At 47.8% G+C, this 19,255-nt stretch carries 15 protein-coding genes; 4 read left to right on the top strand and 11 right to left on the bottom strand.

Going from position 1 to position 19,255, the window contains the following annotated elements:
- Positions 1-109 precede the first annotated feature (109 nt).
- The 6 genes from yjfF to BN1044_RS12260 form a co-directional block, all read right to left on the bottom strand.
- The gene (gene yjfF, locus BN1044_RS12285) at positions 110-1,117 is read right to left on the bottom strand and encodes a galactofuranose ABC transporter, permease protein YjfF (protein WP_072308955.1); all 1,008 of its coding nucleotides are present in this window, start codon (positions 1,115-1,117) and stop codon (positions 110-112) included.
- Entirely contained in the window at positions 1,110-2,129 is a 1,020-nt protein-coding gene (gene ytfT, locus BN1044_RS12280) for a galactofuranose ABC transporter, ATP-binding protein YtfT (protein WP_072308954.1), read from the bottom strand. The genes yjfF and ytfT overlap by 8 nt, the downstream gene beginning before the upstream one ends.
- Positions 2,130-2,142: 13 nt before the next feature.
- Positions 2,143-3,648: a galactofuranose ABC transporter, ATP-binding protein YtfR gene (gene ytfR / locus BN1044_RS12275; RefSeq protein ID WP_072308953.1), complete on the bottom strand. Its 1,506-nt coding sequence runs from the start codon at positions 3,646-3,648 to the stop codon at positions 2,143-2,145.
- Positions 3,649-3,739: 91 nt separating this feature from the next.
- Complete coding sequence (ytfQ, locus tag BN1044_RS12270) at positions 3,740-4,696, bottom strand: galactofuranose ABC transporter, galactofuranose-binding protein YtfQ (RefSeq protein ID WP_072308952.1); 957 nt, start codon at positions 4,694-4,696, stop codon at positions 3,740-3,742.
- Positions 4,697-5,129: 433 nt separating this feature from the next.
- Positions 5,130-8,243, bottom strand: coding sequence for an efflux RND transporter permease subunit (locus tag BN1044_RS12265; RefSeq protein WP_072308951.1), 3,114 nt, complete (start codon positions 8,241-8,243; stop codon positions 5,130-5,132).
- 38 nt (positions 8,244-8,281) lie between these two features.
- Positions 8,282-9,445: an efflux RND transporter periplasmic adaptor subunit gene (locus BN1044_RS12260; protein WP_072308950.1), complete on the bottom strand. Its 1,164-nt coding sequence runs from the start codon at positions 9,443-9,445 to the stop codon at positions 8,282-8,284.
- A gap of 575 nt (positions 9,446-10,020) precedes the next feature.
- Between BN1044_RS12260 and BN1044_RS12255 the strand changes: the two genes are divergently transcribed.
- On the top strand, positions 10,021-10,635 hold the full coding sequence (locus BN1044_RS12255; RefSeq protein WP_072308998.1) for a TetR family transcriptional regulator: 615 nt from the start codon (positions 10,021-10,023) through the stop codon (positions 10,633-10,635).
- A gap of 61 nt (positions 10,636-10,696) precedes the next feature.
- Here the strand turns inward: BN1044_RS12255 and uraH are convergent, their stop codons facing one another.
- Together uraH and BN1044_RS12245 are read right to left on the bottom strand one after the other, a co-directional pair.
- The gene (gene uraH, locus BN1044_RS12250) at positions 10,697-11,110 is read right to left on the bottom strand and encodes a hydroxyisourate hydrolase (protein WP_072308949.1); all 414 of its coding nucleotides are present in this window, start codon (positions 11,108-11,110) and stop codon (positions 10,697-10,699) included.
- 129 nt (positions 11,111-11,239) lie between these two features.
- On the bottom strand, positions 11,240-11,635 hold the full coding sequence (locus tag BN1044_RS12245; protein ID WP_072308948.1) for a (R)-mandelonitrile lyase: 396 nt from the start codon (positions 11,633-11,635) through the stop codon (positions 11,240-11,242).
- Positions 11,636-11,820: 185 nt separating this feature from the next.
- Here BN1044_RS12245 and BN1044_RS12240 point away from each other — a divergent pair, with 185 nt between their 5' ends.
- Entirely contained in the window at positions 11,821-12,714 is an 894-nt protein-coding gene (locus BN1044_RS12240; protein WP_072308947.1) for a LysR family transcriptional regulator, read from the top strand.
- Positions 12,715-12,941: 227 nt separating this feature from the next.
- Here BN1044_RS12240 and BN1044_RS12235 read toward each other — a convergent pair whose 3' ends face one another.
- Positions 12,942-14,396: an EmmdR/YeeO family multidrug/toxin efflux MATE transporter gene (locus BN1044_RS12235; RefSeq protein ID WP_072308946.1), complete on the bottom strand. Its 1,455-nt coding sequence runs from the start codon at positions 14,394-14,396 to the stop codon at positions 12,942-12,944.
- A gap of 364 nt (positions 14,397-14,760) precedes the next feature.
- On the bottom strand, positions 14,761-15,963 hold the full coding sequence (locus BN1044_RS12230; RefSeq protein ID WP_072308945.1) for an NAD(P)/FAD-dependent oxidoreductase: 1,203 nt from the start codon (positions 15,961-15,963) through the stop codon (positions 14,761-14,763).
- A 234-nt stretch (positions 15,964-16,197) separates the two neighbouring features.
- Here BN1044_RS12230 and BN1044_RS12225 point away from each other — a divergent pair, with 234 nt between their 5' ends.
- Complete coding sequence (locus BN1044_RS12225; protein ID WP_072308944.1) at positions 16,198-16,707, top strand: RrF2 family transcriptional regulator; 510 nt, start codon at positions 16,198-16,200, stop codon at positions 16,705-16,707.
- A 105-nt stretch (positions 16,708-16,812) separates the two neighbouring features.
- On the opposite strand, the gene BN1044_RS12220 is transcribed toward BN1044_RS12225, so the two are convergent.
- Positions 16,813-17,529 carry a GNAT family N-acetyltransferase gene (locus BN1044_RS12220; RefSeq protein WP_072308997.1) on the bottom strand — a complete coding sequence of 239 codons (717 nt, stop codon included), beginning with the start codon at positions 17,527-17,529 and terminating at the stop codon, positions 16,813-16,815.
- 457 nt (positions 17,530-17,986) lie between these two features.
- Here BN1044_RS12220 and megL point away from each other — a divergent pair, with 457 nt between their 5' ends.
- On the top strand, positions 17,987-19,180 hold the full coding sequence (gene megL / locus BN1044_RS12215; protein ID WP_072308943.1) for a methionine gamma-lyase: 1,194 nt from the start codon (positions 17,987-17,989) through the stop codon (positions 19,178-19,180).
- Positions 19,181-19,255: the final 75 nt, after the last annotated feature.

Raw genomic sequence — 19,255 nt, 5'->3', positions numbered from 1 at the left:
GTAATACCCCCTCCCAACCTCCCCCTTTGACTGAGGGAGGGGCAGATCGAGTTCTCGCATCCAACGCCGAATCGGTTCCCTCCCCAGCCAAGGGGAGGGTTAGGTGCGGTCATACAACACGATCGGCTTTAACAACATCAATCCTCTTCACCTCTGCCGTTTGCCGGTTCTCCCACATCACCGTGAGTAAGCGCTGCAGCCCGATAAAGGCGAACAATAAAATCCCTATCGCGATTTTGGTCCACCATGAGCTGAGCGTGCCGTCGAAGTTGATATAGGTTTGAATCAATCCCTGAATCGCAACGCCAAACAGCGTGCCCAAAACGGTTCCCACTCCGCCGCTAAGCAGCGTGCCGCCAATCACCACCGAGGCGATGGCATCCAGCTCTACGCCCATTCCAGCTAGCGCATAGCCCGCAGAGGTATAAATAGAGAATACGATGCCCGCTAACGTTGCCAATCCGGTTGAAAGCATATAAATACGGATGGTGGTGCTGCGGGTGGAAATCCCCATCAGATTAGCCGATGTGGCATTACCACCAATGGCATACACCTGATTACCAAAGCGGGTACGGTTGGCCAAAAAGATCCCCAGCACAACCACCGCCAACATCAATAGCGCCATGGCGCTCAAACGCCCTCCTCCCGGAATTTTCCACGCCAATGAGGAGAGCGTGGTGTAAATCGGATGATCGATAGGCAACGACTCTTCCGAAACCAAATAGCTGGCACCGCGCAGAAAAAACATGCCGGCTAGCGTGATGATAAACGCCGGAATTTTCAGCGCATCAATTAGCCATCCCATGAAAGCACCGAAGCCGCATCCCATCACCAGCACCAACGGAAAAGCCACCAGCGGCGACATGTGATAATCGCCAATCATGCGCGCTAAAAATACGCCGGTAAAAGCGATCACCGAACCAACAGAAAGATCGATACCGCCTGACAAGATCACAAACGTCATCCCAACGGCAACAATACCGAGAAAAGCATTATCCGTGAGGATGTTACAAATCACGCGCGTGGTGGCAAAACCGGGAAACTGGCTCAAACAAAACAGATATCCCAACACAAAAACCGCCAGCGTAATCATTAGCGGTAAATTACGTTTAAGCATGGCGCGGCTTCCTTCTGATTGCGGCGAGAAAACGCGGTGACTGGAACACTAAAACAACCAATACCACCACGGCTTTAACCACCTGATTCAATTCTGGTTGGAATCCTGAAAGCAAAATGCCGGTGTTCATTCCTTGGATAATTAACGCCCCAAGTAGCGATAACAGGAGATTAAATCGGCCTCCCATCAGCGATGCACCACCGATCACCACGGCTAAAATGGCATCCAGCTCCAGCCATAACCCGGCGTTGTTGGCATCAGCGCCGCGTATATCCGCCGTCACAATAATCCCCGCAATCGCCGCGCATAGGCCACTCAGCATGTAGGTTCCCATGACGATCAGCCGCGTATTCACCCCCGCATTTTTCGCCGCCCGAATGTTAATCCCTACCGCTTCAATAAAAAGCCCAAGCGCGGTTTTACGCGTCAGTAACCAGAAGGCGAGCAAAGTCAGTAACGTGATAATCACCGGCGTGGGGAGCAAAAATAGCGAGCCGCTGCCCAGCCACGATAGCGAGGGGGAATTGAATGTGACAATCTGCCCTGCCGTAATCAATTGGGCTACGCCTCGCCCTGCAACCATCAGAATCAGCGTGGCGACAAACGGCTGAATTTTGAGGAGTGCCACCAAAATGCCATTCCATAGCCCAGATAAAACGCCGACGCCTAGCGCGGATAAAATCACGATTGGCAAACCATAACCCTGAACCGTTAACGAAGCGGCGGTCGCCCCTGAGATTGCCATCACCGCGCCCACAGAGAGATCGATACCGCCGGTTGCAATCACCAGCGTCATACCTATCGCCAACAGCGCCACGGGCGCACAGCGATTGAGAATATCGATTAAGCTGCCAAACAAGCGTCCATCTTGAATATGAATAGAAAAGAAATTATTGGCGACCACGCTATCAACCAACAGCACCACAACCAACGCCACAATTTGCGGCATGCCCGTTGGCCAACGTAGCCGTGAGGTTTTGGGTAGATTGGCATCGGGTAAAGAACCGGACATGGCGTTCATCTCCTTATGCCGCAATGGCATTCATAATGGCGGCAACGGAAAGCTGCTCCAGCGGAATTTCGGCGATTTGCTGGCGATCGCGCAGGATCACCACCCGATCGGCATAGCCCACGAGTTCTTCAAGCTCCGATGAAATCACCAGCAGCGCTAAACCATCGGCGCACAGGGTTTCTATCAGGCGAATAATCTCGGCGTGAGCGCCTACGTCAATCCCGCGAGTCGGCTCGTCTAAAATAAGAAACTGGGGTTTGGTGAGCAGCCAGCGCGAAAGTAAAACTTTTTGCTGGTTGCCGCCGGAAAGAAACTCGATGGGCTGTTCGGTGCTCGGGGTACGGATCCCCAATTGACGAATGAAGCGTTCCGCAATGTGCTGCTGCTCTTTGCGGGCGATGGGACGCAGCCATCCACGCTGCGCCTGAAGCGCTAGGATAATATTTTCACGCACGGATGCCGCCGCGATAATACCATCGGTTTTGCGATCTTCAGGGCAGAACCCCAATCCGTAACGCGATGACTGGTGTGGCGAACGTAGCGTTCTTTGCTTGCCTTTAACCTGTGCTGTGCCGCTGTCTGCCGGTTTGATACCAAAAATAACCTCAGCCATTTCCGTACGACCAGAGCCGAGTAACCCGGCTAACCCCACAATTTCACCGGGGCGAACTTTGAGGTTAAAGGGCGCGATAACCCCTTTTTTGCCGTAGTTTTCAAACTCAACCGTTGGATTTTCACTGAGTAAGGTGCGGCCCGCGCGCTGTAAAGCATTGTTGTCCAGCTCACGACCCAGCATCATTTTAACTAATTCGATATAAGGTAATTCTTTGGTGTTTCGAGTACCCACAAACTCGCCGTTGCGCAGCACCGTGATGCGATCGGTAACGGCATAGACCTGTTCGAGAAAATGGGTCACAAAAATCAGGCTTATTCCTTGATCGCGTAAATGGCGCATCAGAGTAAAGAGCATTTCGACTTCGCTGGTGTCGAGACTGGCGGTGGGTTCATCAAGGATGAGCACCTTGGCAGAAAGATCGATAGCGCGGCAGATCGCCACAATTTGCTGCATGGCGACAGAAAAGCGCCCGAGCGGCTCCGTGACATCCAGCGAAAATCCGTAACGTTGCATAAGTTCTGTGGCGCGGCGGATCATTTCACCACGTTGAATAAAACCAAAACGGCGTGGCTCTCGGCCAATAAACAGATTGTCTGCCACCGACATATTGGGCAGCAGGTTAACTTCTTGATATACGGTGCCAATACCCAAGATCTGCGCATGAGCCGTATTCTTTGGAAAGACCTCGGCGCCGTCTAGCCATACGGTACCGCTATCTCGTTGGTAAACACCGGTCAGCGCCTTAATCAGGGTTGATTTCCCTGCGCCGTTTTCTCCGAGCAGCGCCATAATTTCGCCGCGACGTAGGCTGAAAGAGACGTTATTGAGCGCCTTCACGCCGGGAAAATATTTACTCAAGCCGTCGGTACGCAGTAACACATCATCATCGCCGTCGCCGTGCATGCCATCGCTCCTAGCTTCGCTGAAAATAATGGGCAGAAGCGATAGCCTCTGCCGGTGAAATGACCAATAGGATTGAAAACGGGATATGGAATTAATATCCCATATCTTTTTTCTTATCTAACTCAGCTTGCGCGCTGTCAGGTAGGAACAGCTTGGATTCGGTTTTGGTAATTTTCGGTGGCAACGTGCCGTCTTTTTTGTACTTCTCTAACGCATCAAACGCAGGCCCGGCCATGTTTGGCGTGAGTTCTACGTTGGCATTGGCTTCTCCTGCCAGCATCGCTTTATAAATATCAGGTACGCCATCGATAGATCCAGTCAGGATATCTTTGCCCGGTTTAAGCCCCGCTTCTTTGATCGCCTGAATAGCGCCTATCGCCATATCATCGTTATGTGCGTAAACCATGCAGATATCTTTGCCGTTGTTTTCGGCTTTAATAAAACTCTCCATGACCTCTTTGCCCTTGCTGCGGGTAAAGTCTCCTGATTGAGAACGTACAATTTTGATGTTTGGCGCATCGGCAATCGCTTCAGCAAAGCCTTTTTTGCGATCGATTGCTACGCTCGCACCGACGGTTCCCTGTAGCTCCACCACGTTACACGGCTTTCCTGCAACCTGTTTCACCAGCCAGTCGCCGATCAGTTTGCCTTCCAACACGTTGTCTGCGGTGACAACGGTCATATACAGTGATTTGTCTTTCACGGTGATGGCGCGATCAAGTAAGAAAACCGGGATATTCGCCTCTTTGGCTTCCTGTAAGACGGGTTCCCATCCAGTCTGAACAACTGGGGCAATAAAAATGGCATCAACGCCTTGAGCAATAAAGGAGCGAACGGCTTTGATTTGGTTTTCCTGCTTTTGTTGGCCATCCGCAATTTTCAACGTAATACCGCGCTTTTGTGCTTCGCTTTTTGCCACGCTGGTTTCAGCGGCGCGCCAGCCTGATTCCGATCCGACCTGAGAAAAACCAACGGTCATCGACTGAGCCAACGCAGCTGAAGAGAGTGCAGCAGAGACGGCTGTAACCAAAAGTAAACGCTTCCACATACTGAGATCCTCATTGAGCAATGATTGGATAAAAAGCAACCGAACAGGGATCACTATAGTCAATGCATTGAAGTGAGATTTGGGTTACATCACAGTATTGAAAAATTAACAAAGTGAAAACATCTCGGCTTTATCTAACTTTTTCTTGAGGTTATGGACGGTTTCACTTCATGACGCTACGGCTGAGAAAGAGAAATCCAATGAGAACGGGGAGTTGCATTCACAGCAATGAAAACGATTACACTTATTCATGCCGTATATGTACTTTTTACGTCACAGAATCAGAGATGCTGGGTAATCTAGCTTTTGTAATTTTTGCGAGATAGATCTCGATACATCGAGGATATATGCAAAGCGGAGTGGAAAACTTTGATGTAAAGGCCTGTGACACAACATCACAGGCCTTTACTTTTTGATTTAACAGTCTTTATTTTTATTCTTTCGCTTTGCTAAAGCGACGGCGCACAACCACAAAGAATACTGGGACAAAGAAAATAGCCAATAGCGTTGCCGTCAGCATTCCCCCCATCACGCCTGTACCTACAGCGTTTTGCGCACCTGAACCCGCACCAGAACTGATAACCAACGGCAGAACACCCAGAATAAATGCCAGCGACGTCATTAAGATTGGCCGCAAACGCATTCGTACCGCTTCTAAAGTGGCATCGATCAGCCCTTTGCCTTCTTTATCCATCAGGTCTTTAGCAAACTCGACGATTAAGATGGCATTTTTAGCTGAGAGGCCGATCGTGGTTAACAACCCAACTTGGAAGTAAACGTCATTGTTCATACCGCGTAACGCCGCTGCCAATAAGGCACCGACCACGCCAAGCGGAACAACTAGCATTACCGAGAACGGTATAGACCAGCTTTCATACAGCGCCGCCAAGCACAGGAATACGACTACCAGCGAGATGGCATACAGGGCAGGAGCCTGATTTCCAGACAAACGTTCCTGATAGGACATTCCCGTCCAGTCGTAGCCAATACCCGACGGTAACTTAGTCACAAGTTGTTCCATCATTTGCATGGCATCACCGGTACTTTTGCCCGGTGCCGCTTCGCCCAGAATTTCCATCGACGGTAAACCGTTATAACGCTCTAAACGCGGCGAGCCTGTAATCCAACTTGCGGTTGCAAAGGAAGAGAAAGGCACCATTTTTCCACTGTCGCCACGTACATACCAATTATTGATATCACCAGGCAACATACGGAAACGTGCATCGGCTTGGGCATAAACCTTCTTCACACGTCCGCGATCGATAAAGTCGTTAACGTAGGTTCCGCCTAGAGCAGTCGAAATAGTTTGGTTGATATCCGACAGCGATACACCCAACGCCTGCGCCTTTTCCTGATCCACGTCCAGCTTGTACTGCGACGTGTCTTCCAGTCCGTTAGGACGCACTCGCACCATCACTTTTGGATGCTGAGCGACCATTCCTAACAGTTGATTACGCGCCTGAGTGAGCTGTTGATGACCTAGGTTTGCCTGATCGATAAGCTCGAAGTCAAAACCAGTCGCGGTACCGAGTTCAATAATGGCCGGTAAGTTGAACGGAAACACGAGGCCATCTTTGATCTGCGTGAAAGATTTCATCGCGCGGCCAATGATCGACATCACGTCGTTTTCTTTCCCCGAACGTTCGTCCCACGGCTTTAAGCTGACAAATGCCAAGCCGGAGTTTTGTCCCGAGCCACTAAAGCTAAAACCGTTAACCGTAAAGACCGACTCAACGTTAGCGTGCTCTTTAGTCAGGTAATAATTCGTCACCTGATCTAACACCTTCTGGGTTCTTGCTTGAGTCGCCCCAGCAGGCAACTGCACCATGGTCATAAAGACGCCCTGATCTTCTTCGGGCAAGAATGACGTCGGTAGGCGCAAGAACAACACGCACATGCCGACGACAATCAATACGTAGATGACAAGGTAACGCCCCGTGTTTCGCAGGATCCCCCCCACGCTATCCGTATAATGGTGCGTGCTCTGCTCAAATTTGCGGTTGAACCAACCAAAGAAGCCTTGTTTTTCACCATGGCCTTCAGCAGAAACGGGTTTGAGCAACGTGGCGCACAGTGCCGGCGTTAAGATAAGCGCCACCAGCACAGACAGCGCCATGGCGGAAACAATGGTGATGGAGAACTGGCGATAGATCGCACCGGTTGAGCCGCCAAAAAATGCCATCGGAATAAACACCGCCGACAGCACCATGGCAATCCCGACCAACGCCCCCTGAATCTGGTCCATCAACTTTATCGTGGCTTCTTTTGGCGGTAGATGCTCCTCCGCCATAACGCGCTCGACGTTTTCCACCACGACGATGGCATCGTCAACCAGCAAGCCTATCGCCAACACCATCCCAAACATAGTTAGGGTGTTTATCGAATAGCCAAACGCGGAAAGGATTGCAAAAGTTCCTAGCAGAACAACAGGCACCGCGATAGTGGGGATAAGCGTTGCGCGGATATTTTGCAAGAACAGATACATGACCAAGAAGACCAAGATAATGGCTTCAAACAGGGTTTTGACAACTTCGTGAATCGAGATTTTTACAAACGGCGTGGTGTCATATGGATAGACAACCTTCATGCCCTGAGGGAAATAGGGTTGTAGCTCTGCCAGCTTGGCTTTAATTGCGGCTGCCGTATCCAACGCATTGGCGCCTGTTGCCAACTTAATCCCTAAGCCAGCCGCAGGTTGTCCGTTGATTTTCACCACGATGTTGTAGTTCTCACCGCCAAGCTCAATGCGAGCCACATCTTTCAGACGTACCTGCGAACCATCCTGGTTTACCTTCAGCAAGATTTTGCCAAATTCTTCGGGGTCTTTTAATCGCGTCTGCGCAATGATGGAAGCGTTAAGCTGCTGATTGCCCACAGCGGGCGTGCCGCCTAACTGCCCTGCCGCAATTTGGTCATTCTGAATTTTTAGCTGGTTAACAACGTCAACCGTGGTCAGTTGATACTTGTTCAGTTGATCGGCATTCAGCCAAATACGCATCGCATACTGCGCACCAAACAGCTGAACATCACCAACGCCGCTGCTACGGCTGATGGGATCTTTGATGTTTGAGGCAACATAGTCAGAAATATCATCCTGAGTCAGGCTTTTGTTGTCTGATATAAAACCTGCAACCAACAAGAAACTGCTGCTGGATTTTTCAACGCTAATCCCTTGCTGCTGGACTTCCTGTGGCAGCAACGGGGTTGCCAGTTGGAGCTTATTCTGAACCTGAACCTGAGCAATATCGGGGTCTGTCCCCGAATTGAAGGTTAAGGTAATGGTTACACCGCCCGCAGAGTCACTGGTTGACGACATATACATCAGATTATCGATGCCGTTCATGTTCTGTTCGATAATCTGCGTCACCGTATCCTGAACGGTTTTCGCATCAGCTCCCGGATAGGTCGCCGTTATCGCAACCGCAGGAGGGGCAATCGTTGGGTACTGGGCAATCGGCAGTTTTAAAATCGCCAATCCCCCTGCCAACATAAGAATAATGGCAAGTACCCAAGCAAAGATCGGGCGCTCAATAAAAAACTTAGACATACGCTCGTTTTACCTTGTATGAATTATCGCCGTAGCGATTACTGTCCCTGAGACGCATTCGCCTGCAGATCCTGCTCTTCCGCTTTTACCGTCATTTCAGGGCGTACTTTCTGTAGCCCGCTGACGATCACGCGATCACCGCTGTGTAATCCTTGCGTCACCAACCATTTGTCACCGATTGCCTGTGCGGCGGTCACACTACGCACTTCAACCTGACTCTTGGCGTTAACTAACATCACAGTGGCCTCACCACGTGGGTTGCGTGTTACCCCCTGCTGCGGAACCAGCAGTGCATCTTTTTGCATGCCTTCATCAATGCTCGCGCGCACAAACATCCCCGGTAAGAGATCGTGTTGAGGGTTTGGGAACAACGCGCGAATCGTTATCGAACCGGTGCTTTCATCAACGCTGACGTCCGAGAATTGCAGCTGGCCTTTGAGCGGATAAGGCTGACCATTTTCCATCACCAGCGTGACCTGAGTTTGCAGTGCGCTTTTTTCAAGGCTGCCTTGGATGACGGCCTGCTTAAGACGGATGAAGTCGTTGCTCGATTGGGTGACATCAACGTAAATAGGATCAAGCTGTTGCACGGTTGCTAGCGCATTGGCCTGTTCAGTGGTCACCAGCGCGCCTTCGGTAACGTTAGACTGTCCAATGCGCCCATCGATAGGAGAGGTCACCTTGGTGTAGGCTAAATTGATTCGAGCCGTTTCAACATTGGCTTTTGCCGCCTGTACATCGGCATCGGCTTGCTGCGCGTTTGCCACCGCCGTGTCGAATTCTTGTTGGCTAACATAGTGGTCGCCAACCAACGGCTTATCACGCTGAACGGTTAAATGCGCCAGTTTTGCTGCGGCAACGGCTTTGGCGAGCTCACCTTGCGTGCTGTCATAAGCCGCTTTGTAAGGGGCAGGATCGATTTGATACAACGATTCGCCACCGCGAATATCACTCCCTTCAGTGAAGTTACGCTTGAGAATAATTCCACCTACCTGCGGGCGAACTTCAGCAACACGGTAGGCAGCTGTACGTCCTGGTAACTCGGTCGTCACTTGCAAAGGTTCAGCTTTCAAAGTCACAACCCCCACATGAGGCTGCGGCAGAGGCGCTTTAACCTCGTTATCATCACACCCAGACAACACAAAGCAGGCGGAAAGGAGAATCACTGAGGGCAGGAGAATAAACTCACTGTATTTCTTCATTGCTATTCCTTAAATATTTCGACACGACGCCAGGCGTACATAAAAATGGTAATAAGCTGTACGGGTATAATTCACACATCGTTCTTCTGATGGTTATAAACAACGTAATCTGATAGAAAACAGCAGGTGTAACACCACTGACAAATCACATTAGTGATTAACATTAAATAAAAACCAAGCCTACACGGCGGTATGAAAACAAAGTCGCAGGCTGCTATTTTTGAGGAAAAATAGAATAACATCCAGATAAAAAACAAGAACACCCACCTAATTGTGTAAGTTTAATTATCAAAATCACTTTATCTTTACGTTCAGCTTTACGTTTGAATCTAAATAATTCCCCAGAAAAATACATCACATCTTAAATATATAAATTAATTATCATGCACCACCTATGCCTGCATATCTAATATGATTGCGAATAAACACGTTGGCTAGTTTTATTACAACCATTAATGGATGGCCACATAATAAAATCAGAATGACAAACTGAACGTGTAGCGAATAGAATGAGGCCCATCCTACAAAACCCTATCCTTCTCTGTAAATCACAGTCTTGGTTATTTGGTATCACTATGGCACGTAAAACTAAAGAGGATGCATTTGTTACTCGTCAAAGAATAATAAATGTAGCAATCAGTGAATTTTCAATACGTGGATTTTCATCTACAACGTTAAGTGATATCGCCTGCTCTGCGGGGGTTACTCGAGGTGCGATTTACTGGCACTTTAAAAACAAAGAAGAGTTATTCAACGAGATATGGCAACAGTCTGCACATTACTCATTGTATATATCGGAAAAAATACACAGTGAAAACAAAGATAATCCTTTAAATGCATTGCAAGAAACCCTCACCTATCTTCTACGCGCAGTGGTTAGCGACCCCCAACAAAAATCATTGATGGAAATAATATTTCATAAATGTGAATTCACAAAAGAAATGACACCTAGACATGAAATACGGCGCATGGTTTATTTTGAAGAGGAGCGTTTAACGAATACGTTAAAACGTTGTGTTACATTAAATCAATTGCCATCGACATTAAACATTCCCCAGTCAATAGTTATAATTCGCGCATATATGAGTGGGCTTATAGAGAATTGGTTATTACCTTCAGAAAACTACGATCTCGGCAGCAACGCTTCAGGGTTAGTGAATAACTTAATTACACTTCTTAAATTACAATAAAAATAAAAAGGCCGCAGATAATGCGACCTAATTAAAAAATGAATGCTAACTGCAAAAAACATTAACTACCACGATATGTTGAATAGCCATACTGGCTAAGCAACAAAGGCACATGTAAATGTTGGTTAGTTTTAATGACATGAAACTCAACAGGTATTTCTGGGAAGAACGTCTCTTGTTTAAGTTTTGAGAAATACTCCCCCGTTTTGAACGTCACTTTATAATCACCCAGCGCCATGCTTTGACCCTGCGGATAAAGTGCAGGAATACGCCCATCGTTGTCAGTCACCCCACTCGATAAATTGACCCAGCGATCGCCTTCTTTATGCTCTAGCGTGACGGCAACACCGGCAGAAGGTAGCCCAGTCTGTTGATTTAAAATATGCACGCTAAGCGGATTTTTAGCCGGCTCCGCAGATACCGCGGTAGACAAAGAGATAAGCGAGGTTAGAAGCGCGATTTTCAACAATTTCATCCGTTAATCCTTTTTGTTTTGTCTTGAACCGTGAATCTAGCACGCGAAAAACGCGATCTGCCTTTATCACAAAAAGTTTAACAATGAACGCATGACCATGATGAAACCGCAGTTCTGTGGTGTGTAATACTATTTGCGATACTGCTCGTCCGTCACTTTCTCCATCCATTCCACCACGCTACCATTCAATGATTCGGCAATAGCAATGTGCGTCATAGCGGTTTCTGATGTCGCACCATGCCAGTGTTTAACGCCAGCAGGGATCCACACGATATCGCCTGGGTTAATTTCCTGAATCTCTTTGCCTAATTCCTGTACCCATCCACGACCTTGGGTAACGATCAGCGTTTGTCCCAATGGATGTGTATGCCACGCGGTGCGTGCACTAGGTTCAAAGGTTACCGTGGCACCGCCGACTCGCGCTGGGTCTTCAGCCTGAAACAGGCCATCAATACGTACGCTGCCGGTAAAATAATCGTCTGAGCCAACCAGTGAAGCTTGCGAACCGTTATGGATAATTTTCATATTTTCCTCTTCTTTAAACTCACACAGCTAAGCCGAACAAAAGCGGAAGCTGTCGGTATTCTGTTTGGTCTAAACGTTACCCCGATTCACACTGCGCAACTAGATAGCTAAATGCGCAAGGAGCTATGAGTAAAATTCATAAATAGGCCTATACTTGCGCTATCTTGAGCCAAAAGACCTGCAAAATGCTGAAAGAAAACTTTAATGATCTGATCTCTTTTCTCGTTGTTGCCAGAGAGCGCAGTTTTACCAAAGCCGCGGCGAAATTAGGCGTGTCACAGTCGGCGCTTAGCCATTCCATTCGCGGGCTTGAAGAGCGTCTCGATATTCGTTTACTCACGCGTACCACGCGCAGCGTAGCGCCAACGGAAGCCGGCGAGAAACTCGCCAACAGTCTTGAACCACGGTTTAGCGAAATTGAAAGCGAGTTAGATGCCTTACGTGACATGCGCGATACCCCTGCGGGAAATATTCGCATTACCGCCGGAGAACACGCCGTAGATTCTGTTCTGTGGCCATTTTTAAAATCATTCCTTGCCAACTATCCCGATATCAACGTTGAAATCGTGGCTGATAATTCCCTAACCGATATCGTCAATGGGCGCTTTGATGCCGGTGTTCGCCTTGGCGAGCAAGTGGCTAAAGACATGGTTGCCGTGCGTATTGGCCCAGATATGCGAATGGTCGTGGTAGGAGCACCTCAGTATCTCCACCAGCAGGGCAGCCCTTCAAAACCGCAAGAACTGCAGAACTATCGCTGTATCAACATGCGTTTACCCACTCGGGGTGGGTTATATGCGTGGGAGTTTGAGAAAGAGGGTCAAGAACTCAGGGTTCGTGTCGATGGACAACTGACTTTTAACAGCTTACGCCAGCGCATTGATGCAGCCGTGGTTGGCTTCGGCTTAGCCTATGTACCTGAGGATTCAGTACAAGACGAGCTCGCCGATGGTCGATTAGTTCAAGTGCTTGATGAGTGGTGCAACCGATTTCCTGGTTACTATCTTTATTACCCAAGCCGCAAACAACACACCACAGCATTTTCCTTGTTTGTCGACGCTCTGCGCTACCAGTCTTAACATTTGACCAGCGGCAAAGCCCCCGCGGAAGAGGTGCCTACATGCGCGTTGAGCGACAGCCGTGGTCGGAACAGCGCATAGCAGCGGTTTAGACGCGGTGAGGATGATCGCCCTCGGTGCCGATTCCGTATTAGTAGGCCGCGACTCTTTAGTGCAGGAAGGCTGGAGTTAATTTATTCGTCAAACTCCCCCCAATCATGAGGGGAGGAATATCGCCAACGGCTGAATTATTGCGTTTTATTGGCGTCAACTTCCTCGATTTCAGGCTGAATACGAGGATATTTCCATAGCCAGCGACCGCTAACCATCCGCCAATAGAAGCATACGCCGCGCACCGCCCAGTCAAAGAACATCCCAAGCCAGACGCCAACAACCCCCATGCCGAGCACAACGCCTAACGTATAGCCAGCCACTACGCGACAGCCCCACATTCCGAGCATCGAAATCCACATAGCAAAACGGACATCGCGCGCGCCTTTAAGCCCTGCAGGAAGCACCCACGACGCAGCCCAGATCGGCATAAACGCGGCATTAAGCCACAGCAGTATTTTAACCACATCGATAACGTCAGATTCTTGCGTGTAGAAGGACGCAAACAGGCCCGCAAAAGGTGCCGTTCCCCAAGCGATGATGGTCAAAACGATGGTTGATAGCCAGAAAACATAGCGAAGCTGACGTTCAGCTTGGCCTATTTGTCCTTTACCTAAGCGTCGTCCAACGATGATCGTTGAAGCAGAACCCAACGCATTACCGGGCAGGTTGATTAATGCCGCCACTGAAAAGGCGATAAAATTACCCGCAATAACGTTGGTGCCCATGCCCGCCACAAACATCTGGGTGAGCAGTTTACCGCCGGTAAACAGCACCGACTCAATACTGGCAGGAATACCAATACCCAAAACTTCCCATAAAATATTCAGTTTCAGCGGTTTAAAATAACTTTTCAGCGAAATACGCAGCGCAGGGTTAAAGCCCTTTAAGAGAACGTAAATAATGCAAGCCGCACCGATATAACGAGAGAGCGTTAACCCAAGGCCTGCACCGATAAAACCAAGCCCTCCCCAGCCAAATATGCCGTAGATCAGAACACTACTGATCATGATGTTCAGGATATTCATCCCGCCGTTAACCAGCAGCGGGATTTTAGTATTACCCGCACCGCGCAACGCCCCGCTACCGATAAGCGCAATGGCTGCAGCAGGATAACTCCACACCGTGGTCTGCAAATAAGACAGCGCTAGCGCTTTCACCTCTGGCGTCGCGTCACCCGCGATCACGTCAATAATATATTCACCTGCCAGATGAATACCGGCAGCTAGCAGCAAGGCGACAGCCGTCATCAATACCAGCGATTGCCTTGCGGCGGCGCGCGCCCGACGACGATCGCGCGTCCCCAAACTGAAGGCGACCACCACGGTCGTACCTAAGTCAACGGCGGCAATAAAGGAAATAATCACCATATTAAAGCTATCGGCAAGCCCAACGCCTGCCATGGCTTCTTTGCCAATCCAGCTAACGAGAAAAGTACTGAGGACGCCCATCAACAACACACAGGCATTTTCTACCAAGATAGGAACCGCAAGCGGCGTTATTTCTCGCCAAAATAGCACACGATAACTTTTTCTTTTCGCATACCAACGCGTATTGGCTACGCGCTGACGCAGTACTGCATGTAAGTTCAAGATTAGCCTACAAAATTGGAGTGAAACCACGTTTCAAATAATGATTTATAGATACTTATTCTGCAAAGTATTTTTTGTATCCTACTGTTGTTGCGAGAACGCGGCGGAGGCAATTTATAGCGTAACAAAAGGGAATAGAAAAGAGCTTACATAAACTAAGGTATTGTAAAAAAAGAGGATTAGCGTGAGGGGGATAATAATTTCGGTAGCAGGGTTATAACGTAGAAAAGCATAATGAGATATTGGTATACGTTTTTATTATTAATAGAAAATGATATTTGAGACACGCTAAATTTCAATAACCGAACATCGCATGACTCAGAAAAGCGAGGGCAAACTCAAAGCCTGCCCCTCATCGACGTGGTTATACAAACGCCGCCAATGGATCTGCCGCCGCAAAAGCAACATCGCGCTCCGCTTTTGGTGGGTAGATCAGCTCATTGGTAATTGAGATTTTAATCTTTTTAGCTTCGTCGCGAACCGACTCAACTTTTTGCTCCCAGCCCTGCGTGAAGACCGCACCCCACGCGCCTAAATCTAGGCAGGTCACATAGTTTTCCTGACGGTAAGCCACAGCAGATACGCCAATAAGATCGGCTGCAACGTTATTACCGGCAAATTTCCCCAGCTGAATCGCATGCTGGCAAGTCATCAGCGCCTTATGCCCTAAATTATCGGTTGCTGCATGGGCAACGTCTCCCGTGGCATAAACACCCGGTAATCCTCGAACCTGCAAGTTTTCATCAACCAGCAAACGGCCTTGGTTATCGCGTTCAGCCTCCAGCTGCTGTGTTAACGCGCTGGCTTCTACACCAACGGTCCACACCACGGTTGAAGCATTAATGCGGGTTCCATCCTTCAACGTCACGCCATTGGCATCAATAACTTCAACTTCCGCATTCAGCTTCCACTCAATACCTAACTCTTCAGAAGCTTGGGCGATGACATCGCGTAATTCCGCGCTGAAACGACTGCCGATTTCGACACCACGTTCAACTACGATTACTTTAGTCTTCGTATCCTCACCTAATAACGCTTTAAGGCGTGAAGGAAGCTCCGTTGCCAACTCAATCCCGGTAAACCCACCACCGCATACCACGACGGTATTACGCGCTTCACTCGGCTTTTGATTTGGCAAATTTAACAGGTGATTTTCAAACTTCTGCGCCGATTCTAATTGATCAATATCGAAGGCATATTTCTGCGCGCCCTCAACCAATGACTTCTTCACACGGCTACCGCTTGCCAATACTAAACGGTCATAAGATACCGAAGCGGCACTCCCTGAAGCATCACGATATGACACTATTTTATTTTTTGAATCAATATGTTCTGCATTTCCCTGAAGGAAATTAACACCAATTTCACCAAACAATGGCAGCAAAGGAGAAACCAGCGTGGCCACTTTATCTTCATAAAACCGCGGACGAACGCGCAGCTCTGGCTGCGGTGCTAATACGGTTATTTCGATATCACGACGATTATTCAGATGCGCTAAACGCGCCGCGCTGATAGCGGCCCACATGCCAGAAAAACCAGCGCCAACGATAAGAATACGGTTATTCATGTTTTGCTACCTTTTGATTATTTGCTCATCCACTTCAATAACTACGACTATACATGTCGCCGTTAACTCCGACAACAGGTTTCGGAGTTAGTGTTAATCTTCACGCGGACAATTATCATAATTATTTGATTTTAAATAAATTAAAATAATACACCGAACTAGCCAGCATGCATGCCTTTGCAGATTGTGCGGTTCCATGTATTCTTACTAAGAATTTACTAAGCGGAGTTTGATATGGCATTCTATAGTTCAGGCGTGGAATATGGCCTTCATAGCCTGTTATGCATGGTCGACAGCAAGGGCGACGATCGTGAAATGAATGTGCGCGAGATGGCTGAGCTTCAAGGAGTTCCCTTCGATTACCTAGCCAAAATTTTTACCCGTCTTTCACGTGCTGGGTTAGTGGTCAGCAGCGAAGGTAAAGGGGGAGGATTTCGTTTAGCGAGAGCGCCGGAGCTTATCACCATGCTTGACGTTGCGCAGGCCATTGATGGTTCCAAGACAGTGTTCGAATGCAAGGAAATTCGCCAGCGCCTAGCCGTTTTTGAGGAATCTCCTCCGGCTTGGGCGTGTGAGGGCCCATGCAACATTCGCGCGGTGATGGATAGCGCGCAGCAGCGCATGGAGGAAGAGTTAGCTCGTCACACAATTTTAGATTTGGCACGACGTACATTCCGTAAAGCGCCAGACACTTTCGCCATCGAAATTCAGGACTGGATTTCTGAACGCCGCAGTTCGAAATAACATTTCAGGAAATTTTCGCCGGATACGTCTGAAGTAAGTAAAAGACGCCCGAGAGCGTCTTAAAAAATTTATTGCGTATAGAGTTATTTTCAGAAAGGAATAATCTCATGCCACGCTATTATTTCTAAGATCATTTAAACTTTGGCGTTGTTGACCATTCTCATCAAAGTTATCCTGATTAAGCCAAGAGACAAGCGCATTCCGAACTTCTGGCCATTCTTCATCGATAATTGAAAACCACGCGGTGTCTCGGGTTCTTCCTTTATACACCGTTGCATTACGGAATAGGCCTTCGAATTTGAACCCCAATCGCAGCGCTGCTTTATGCGATCCTTCATTCAGGGAATCGCATTTCCATTCATAGCGGCGGTAATGGAGATTATCCATAACATATGACATCAACAAAAACTGTGCTTCCGTCGCCATACGGGTGCGCATTAAAGCTCTTGAATAAACTACCCACCCCATTTCAATCACGCCATTTTTCGCATCAATACGCATGAGCGCAACAGTACCAATCGCCTTACCCGTCGCTAAATCAATAACCGCATAGTGCAGTGGATCCACAGAAGCTAAGAGTGTATTGAAGTGCCGATCGAAGTCCTCTCTATTCTTAAATGGCCCAGCAGGAAGATACGTCCAATCCTTCTCTGAGCCAGGCAATTGATAAGCATCAAACAGATCATCGCCATGGGCAGCGGATATCCTTTCTAACCGACAATACTGCCCGTTAAGCACAGACTGGGCTGGCACTTCACATCCGTGCCAATGAGGTAAGCTACGCCCTACAGGCTGATTGAACTGATTATATTCTTCATTCATAACTGATCTTTTCTCTGTGCAAGGTGTCGTGGTGATATTGTATCGCACTATCATCAAAATAATAGCCATATGAAAATGCATTAAAATATCAGCCTTATATTTATGCATAAAAAAAACTCCCAATATACTTTGCAGCAATCTCCCGCAGAAAAATCACTTCCTATAATAAAAACAATCTTTAATGGTTTATCCTTTTTAAAAATTTAAAAAGCCACTTCATTTAAAAACATCATTACCCAACGAGTAAAAATTAATTCGGAAGTTTATTTATTCTTTAACTTAATTTTAGTATTTAAACTTAATTTTTATGCCGTAAGTAATATTTCCATTTTTTGGAGATAAAGTTGACACCGTAGAAATAAATAAAATAAAAATCATATATTTCAATAAATTAAACTCTGGCACAGACCTTGCTATATCCATTAGGACAATACCTAACCTAATGAGGCAACGAAGTATGAAACTGCACGATAAAGGCTATAACACTAAAATCATCCATGCAGGACAGCATCCAGACGCAACAACCGGTGCGCTAGCCACACCTATTTTTCAGACTTCTACATTCGTATTCGAGAATGCTAAGCAAGGAGCGGCTAGGTTTGCCCTCGAAGAGCCGGGATATATCTACACACGCCTCGGAAATCCGACACAAACCGCGCTCGAAGAAAAAATTGCCGTACTAGAGGCAGGTGAAGCGGCGCTTGCCACTGCATCAGGAATGGCTGCTATTTCATCAACGCTGTTAACGCTGTGCGGGCAAGGCGATCATATTGTAGCTTCTGAGGCAATATATGGCTGTACCCATGCATTATTGTCACACAGCATGCCTAAATTCGGGATAGAGGTTACTTTCGTCGATGCAGCCAACATTGAGAATATCAAAGCAGCAATAAAGCCAAATACCAAAGTAATTTATATTGAAACTCCAGCTAACCCTACGTTGTCCATTATTGATATCGAACAAAGTGCCAATCTGGCTCACGTCAACGATGCATTATTAGTTGTCGATAATACGTTCATGTCACCTTATTGCCAGAATCCACTTAAATTTGGTGCTGATATCGTGGTTCACAGCGTGACTAAATACATTAATGGGCACGGCGATGTGATCGGCGGCGTTATCGTTGGTGACCAAGAATTCATCAATCAAGCGCGTTTTGTCGGCGTTAAAGATATAACGGGTGGCTGTATCAGCCCTTTCAATGCGTGGCTTACGCTGCGTGGATTGAAAACATTGGCCGTCCGCATGGAGCGCCATTGTCAAAATGCCATGCAGGTGGCGAAGTTTTTATCCTCGCATTCAGCTGTCACAAAGGTTTATTATCCCGGCCTGCCAGATCACCCAAACTATGAATTAGGCAAAAAACAGATGTCGAATTTTGGCGCTGTGATTAGCTTCGAAATTAAAGGGGGCGTTGAAGCTGGGCAAACTGTGATGGACTCCGTTGAACTTTGCCTGCTTGCTGTCAGCCTTGGCGATACTGAAACATTAATTCAGCACCCTGCGTCCATGACGCATTCACCTATGTTACCAGAGGAAAGAATGAAAGCCGGTATTACCGATGGGCTCATAAGAATATCTGTAGGGCTTGAAGATCCTGAAGATATCATCGCTGACCTCGAGCAAGCTTTCAATAAGGCGATTTATTAACCTTCGATAATTTATCCTCTTATTGGCCACTGCATCAACACCATAGGCAAAGCTATCATCATGCAGTGGCTTTCC

The sequence above is a fragment of the Hafnia alvei genome, assembly GCF_900095695.1.
In the GTDB taxonomy this organism is placed as follows: Bacteria; Pseudomonadota; Gammaproteobacteria; order Enterobacterales; family Enterobacteriaceae; genus Hafnia; species Hafnia alvei_B.
Note: the sequence above shows the minus strand (reverse complement) of the source record. Positions and strands in the feature narration are given on the sequence as shown.

What these genes read in the sequence shown, in the direction of transcription:
- yjfF (WP_072308955.1), bottom strand. Translation starts at nt 1,117, where the DNA reads ATGCTTAAACGTAATTTACCGCTAATGATTACGCTGGCGGTTTTTGTG.
- ytfT (WP_072308954.1), bottom strand. Translation starts at nt 2,129, where the DNA reads ATGTCCGGTTCTTTACCCGATGCCAATCTACCCAAAACCTCACGGCTA.
- ytfR (WP_072308953.1), bottom strand. Translation starts at nt 3,648, where the DNA reads ATGCACGGCGACGGCGATGATGATGTGTTACTGCGTACCGACGGCTTG.
- ytfQ (WP_072308952.1), bottom strand. Translation starts at nt 4,696, where the DNA reads ATGTGGAAGCGTTTACTTTTGGTTACAGCCGTCTCTGCTGCACTCTCT.
- BN1044_RS12265 (WP_072308951.1), bottom strand. Translation starts at nt 8,243, where the DNA reads ATGTCTAAGTTTTTTATTGAGCGCCCGATCTTTGCTTGGGTACTTGCC.
- BN1044_RS12260 (WP_072308950.1), bottom strand. Translation starts at nt 9,445, where the DNA reads ATGAAGAAATACAGTGAGTTTATTCTCCTGCCCTCAGTGATTCTCCTT.
- BN1044_RS12255 (WP_072308998.1), top strand. Translation starts at nt 10,021, where the DNA reads ATGGCACGTAAAACTAAAGAGGATGCATTTGTTACTCGTCAAAGAATA.
- uraH (WP_072308949.1), bottom strand. Translation starts at nt 11,110, where the DNA reads ATGAAATTGTTGAAAATCGCGCTTCTAACCTCGCTTATCTCTTTGTCT.
- BN1044_RS12245 (WP_072308948.1), bottom strand. Translation starts at nt 11,635, where the DNA reads ATGAAAATTATCCATAACGGTTCGCAAGCTTCACTGGTTGGCTCAGAC.
- BN1044_RS12240 (WP_072308947.1), top strand. Translation starts at nt 11,821, where the DNA reads ATGCTGAAAGAAAACTTTAATGATCTGATCTCTTTTCTCGTTGTTGCC.
- BN1044_RS12230 (WP_072308945.1), bottom strand. Translation starts at nt 15,963, where the DNA reads ATGAATAACCGTATTCTTATCGTTGGCGCTGGTTTTTCTGGCATGTGG.
- BN1044_RS12225 (WP_072308944.1), top strand. Translation starts at nt 16,198, where the DNA reads ATGGCATTCTATAGTTCAGGCGTGGAATATGGCCTTCATAGCCTGTTA.
- BN1044_RS12220 (WP_072308997.1), bottom strand. Translation starts at nt 17,529, where the DNA reads ATGAATGAAGAATATAATCAGTTCAATCAGCCTGTAGGGCGTAGCTTA.
- megL (WP_072308943.1), top strand. Translation starts at nt 17,987, where the DNA reads ATGAAACTGCACGATAAAGGCTATAACACTAAAATCATCCATGCAGGA.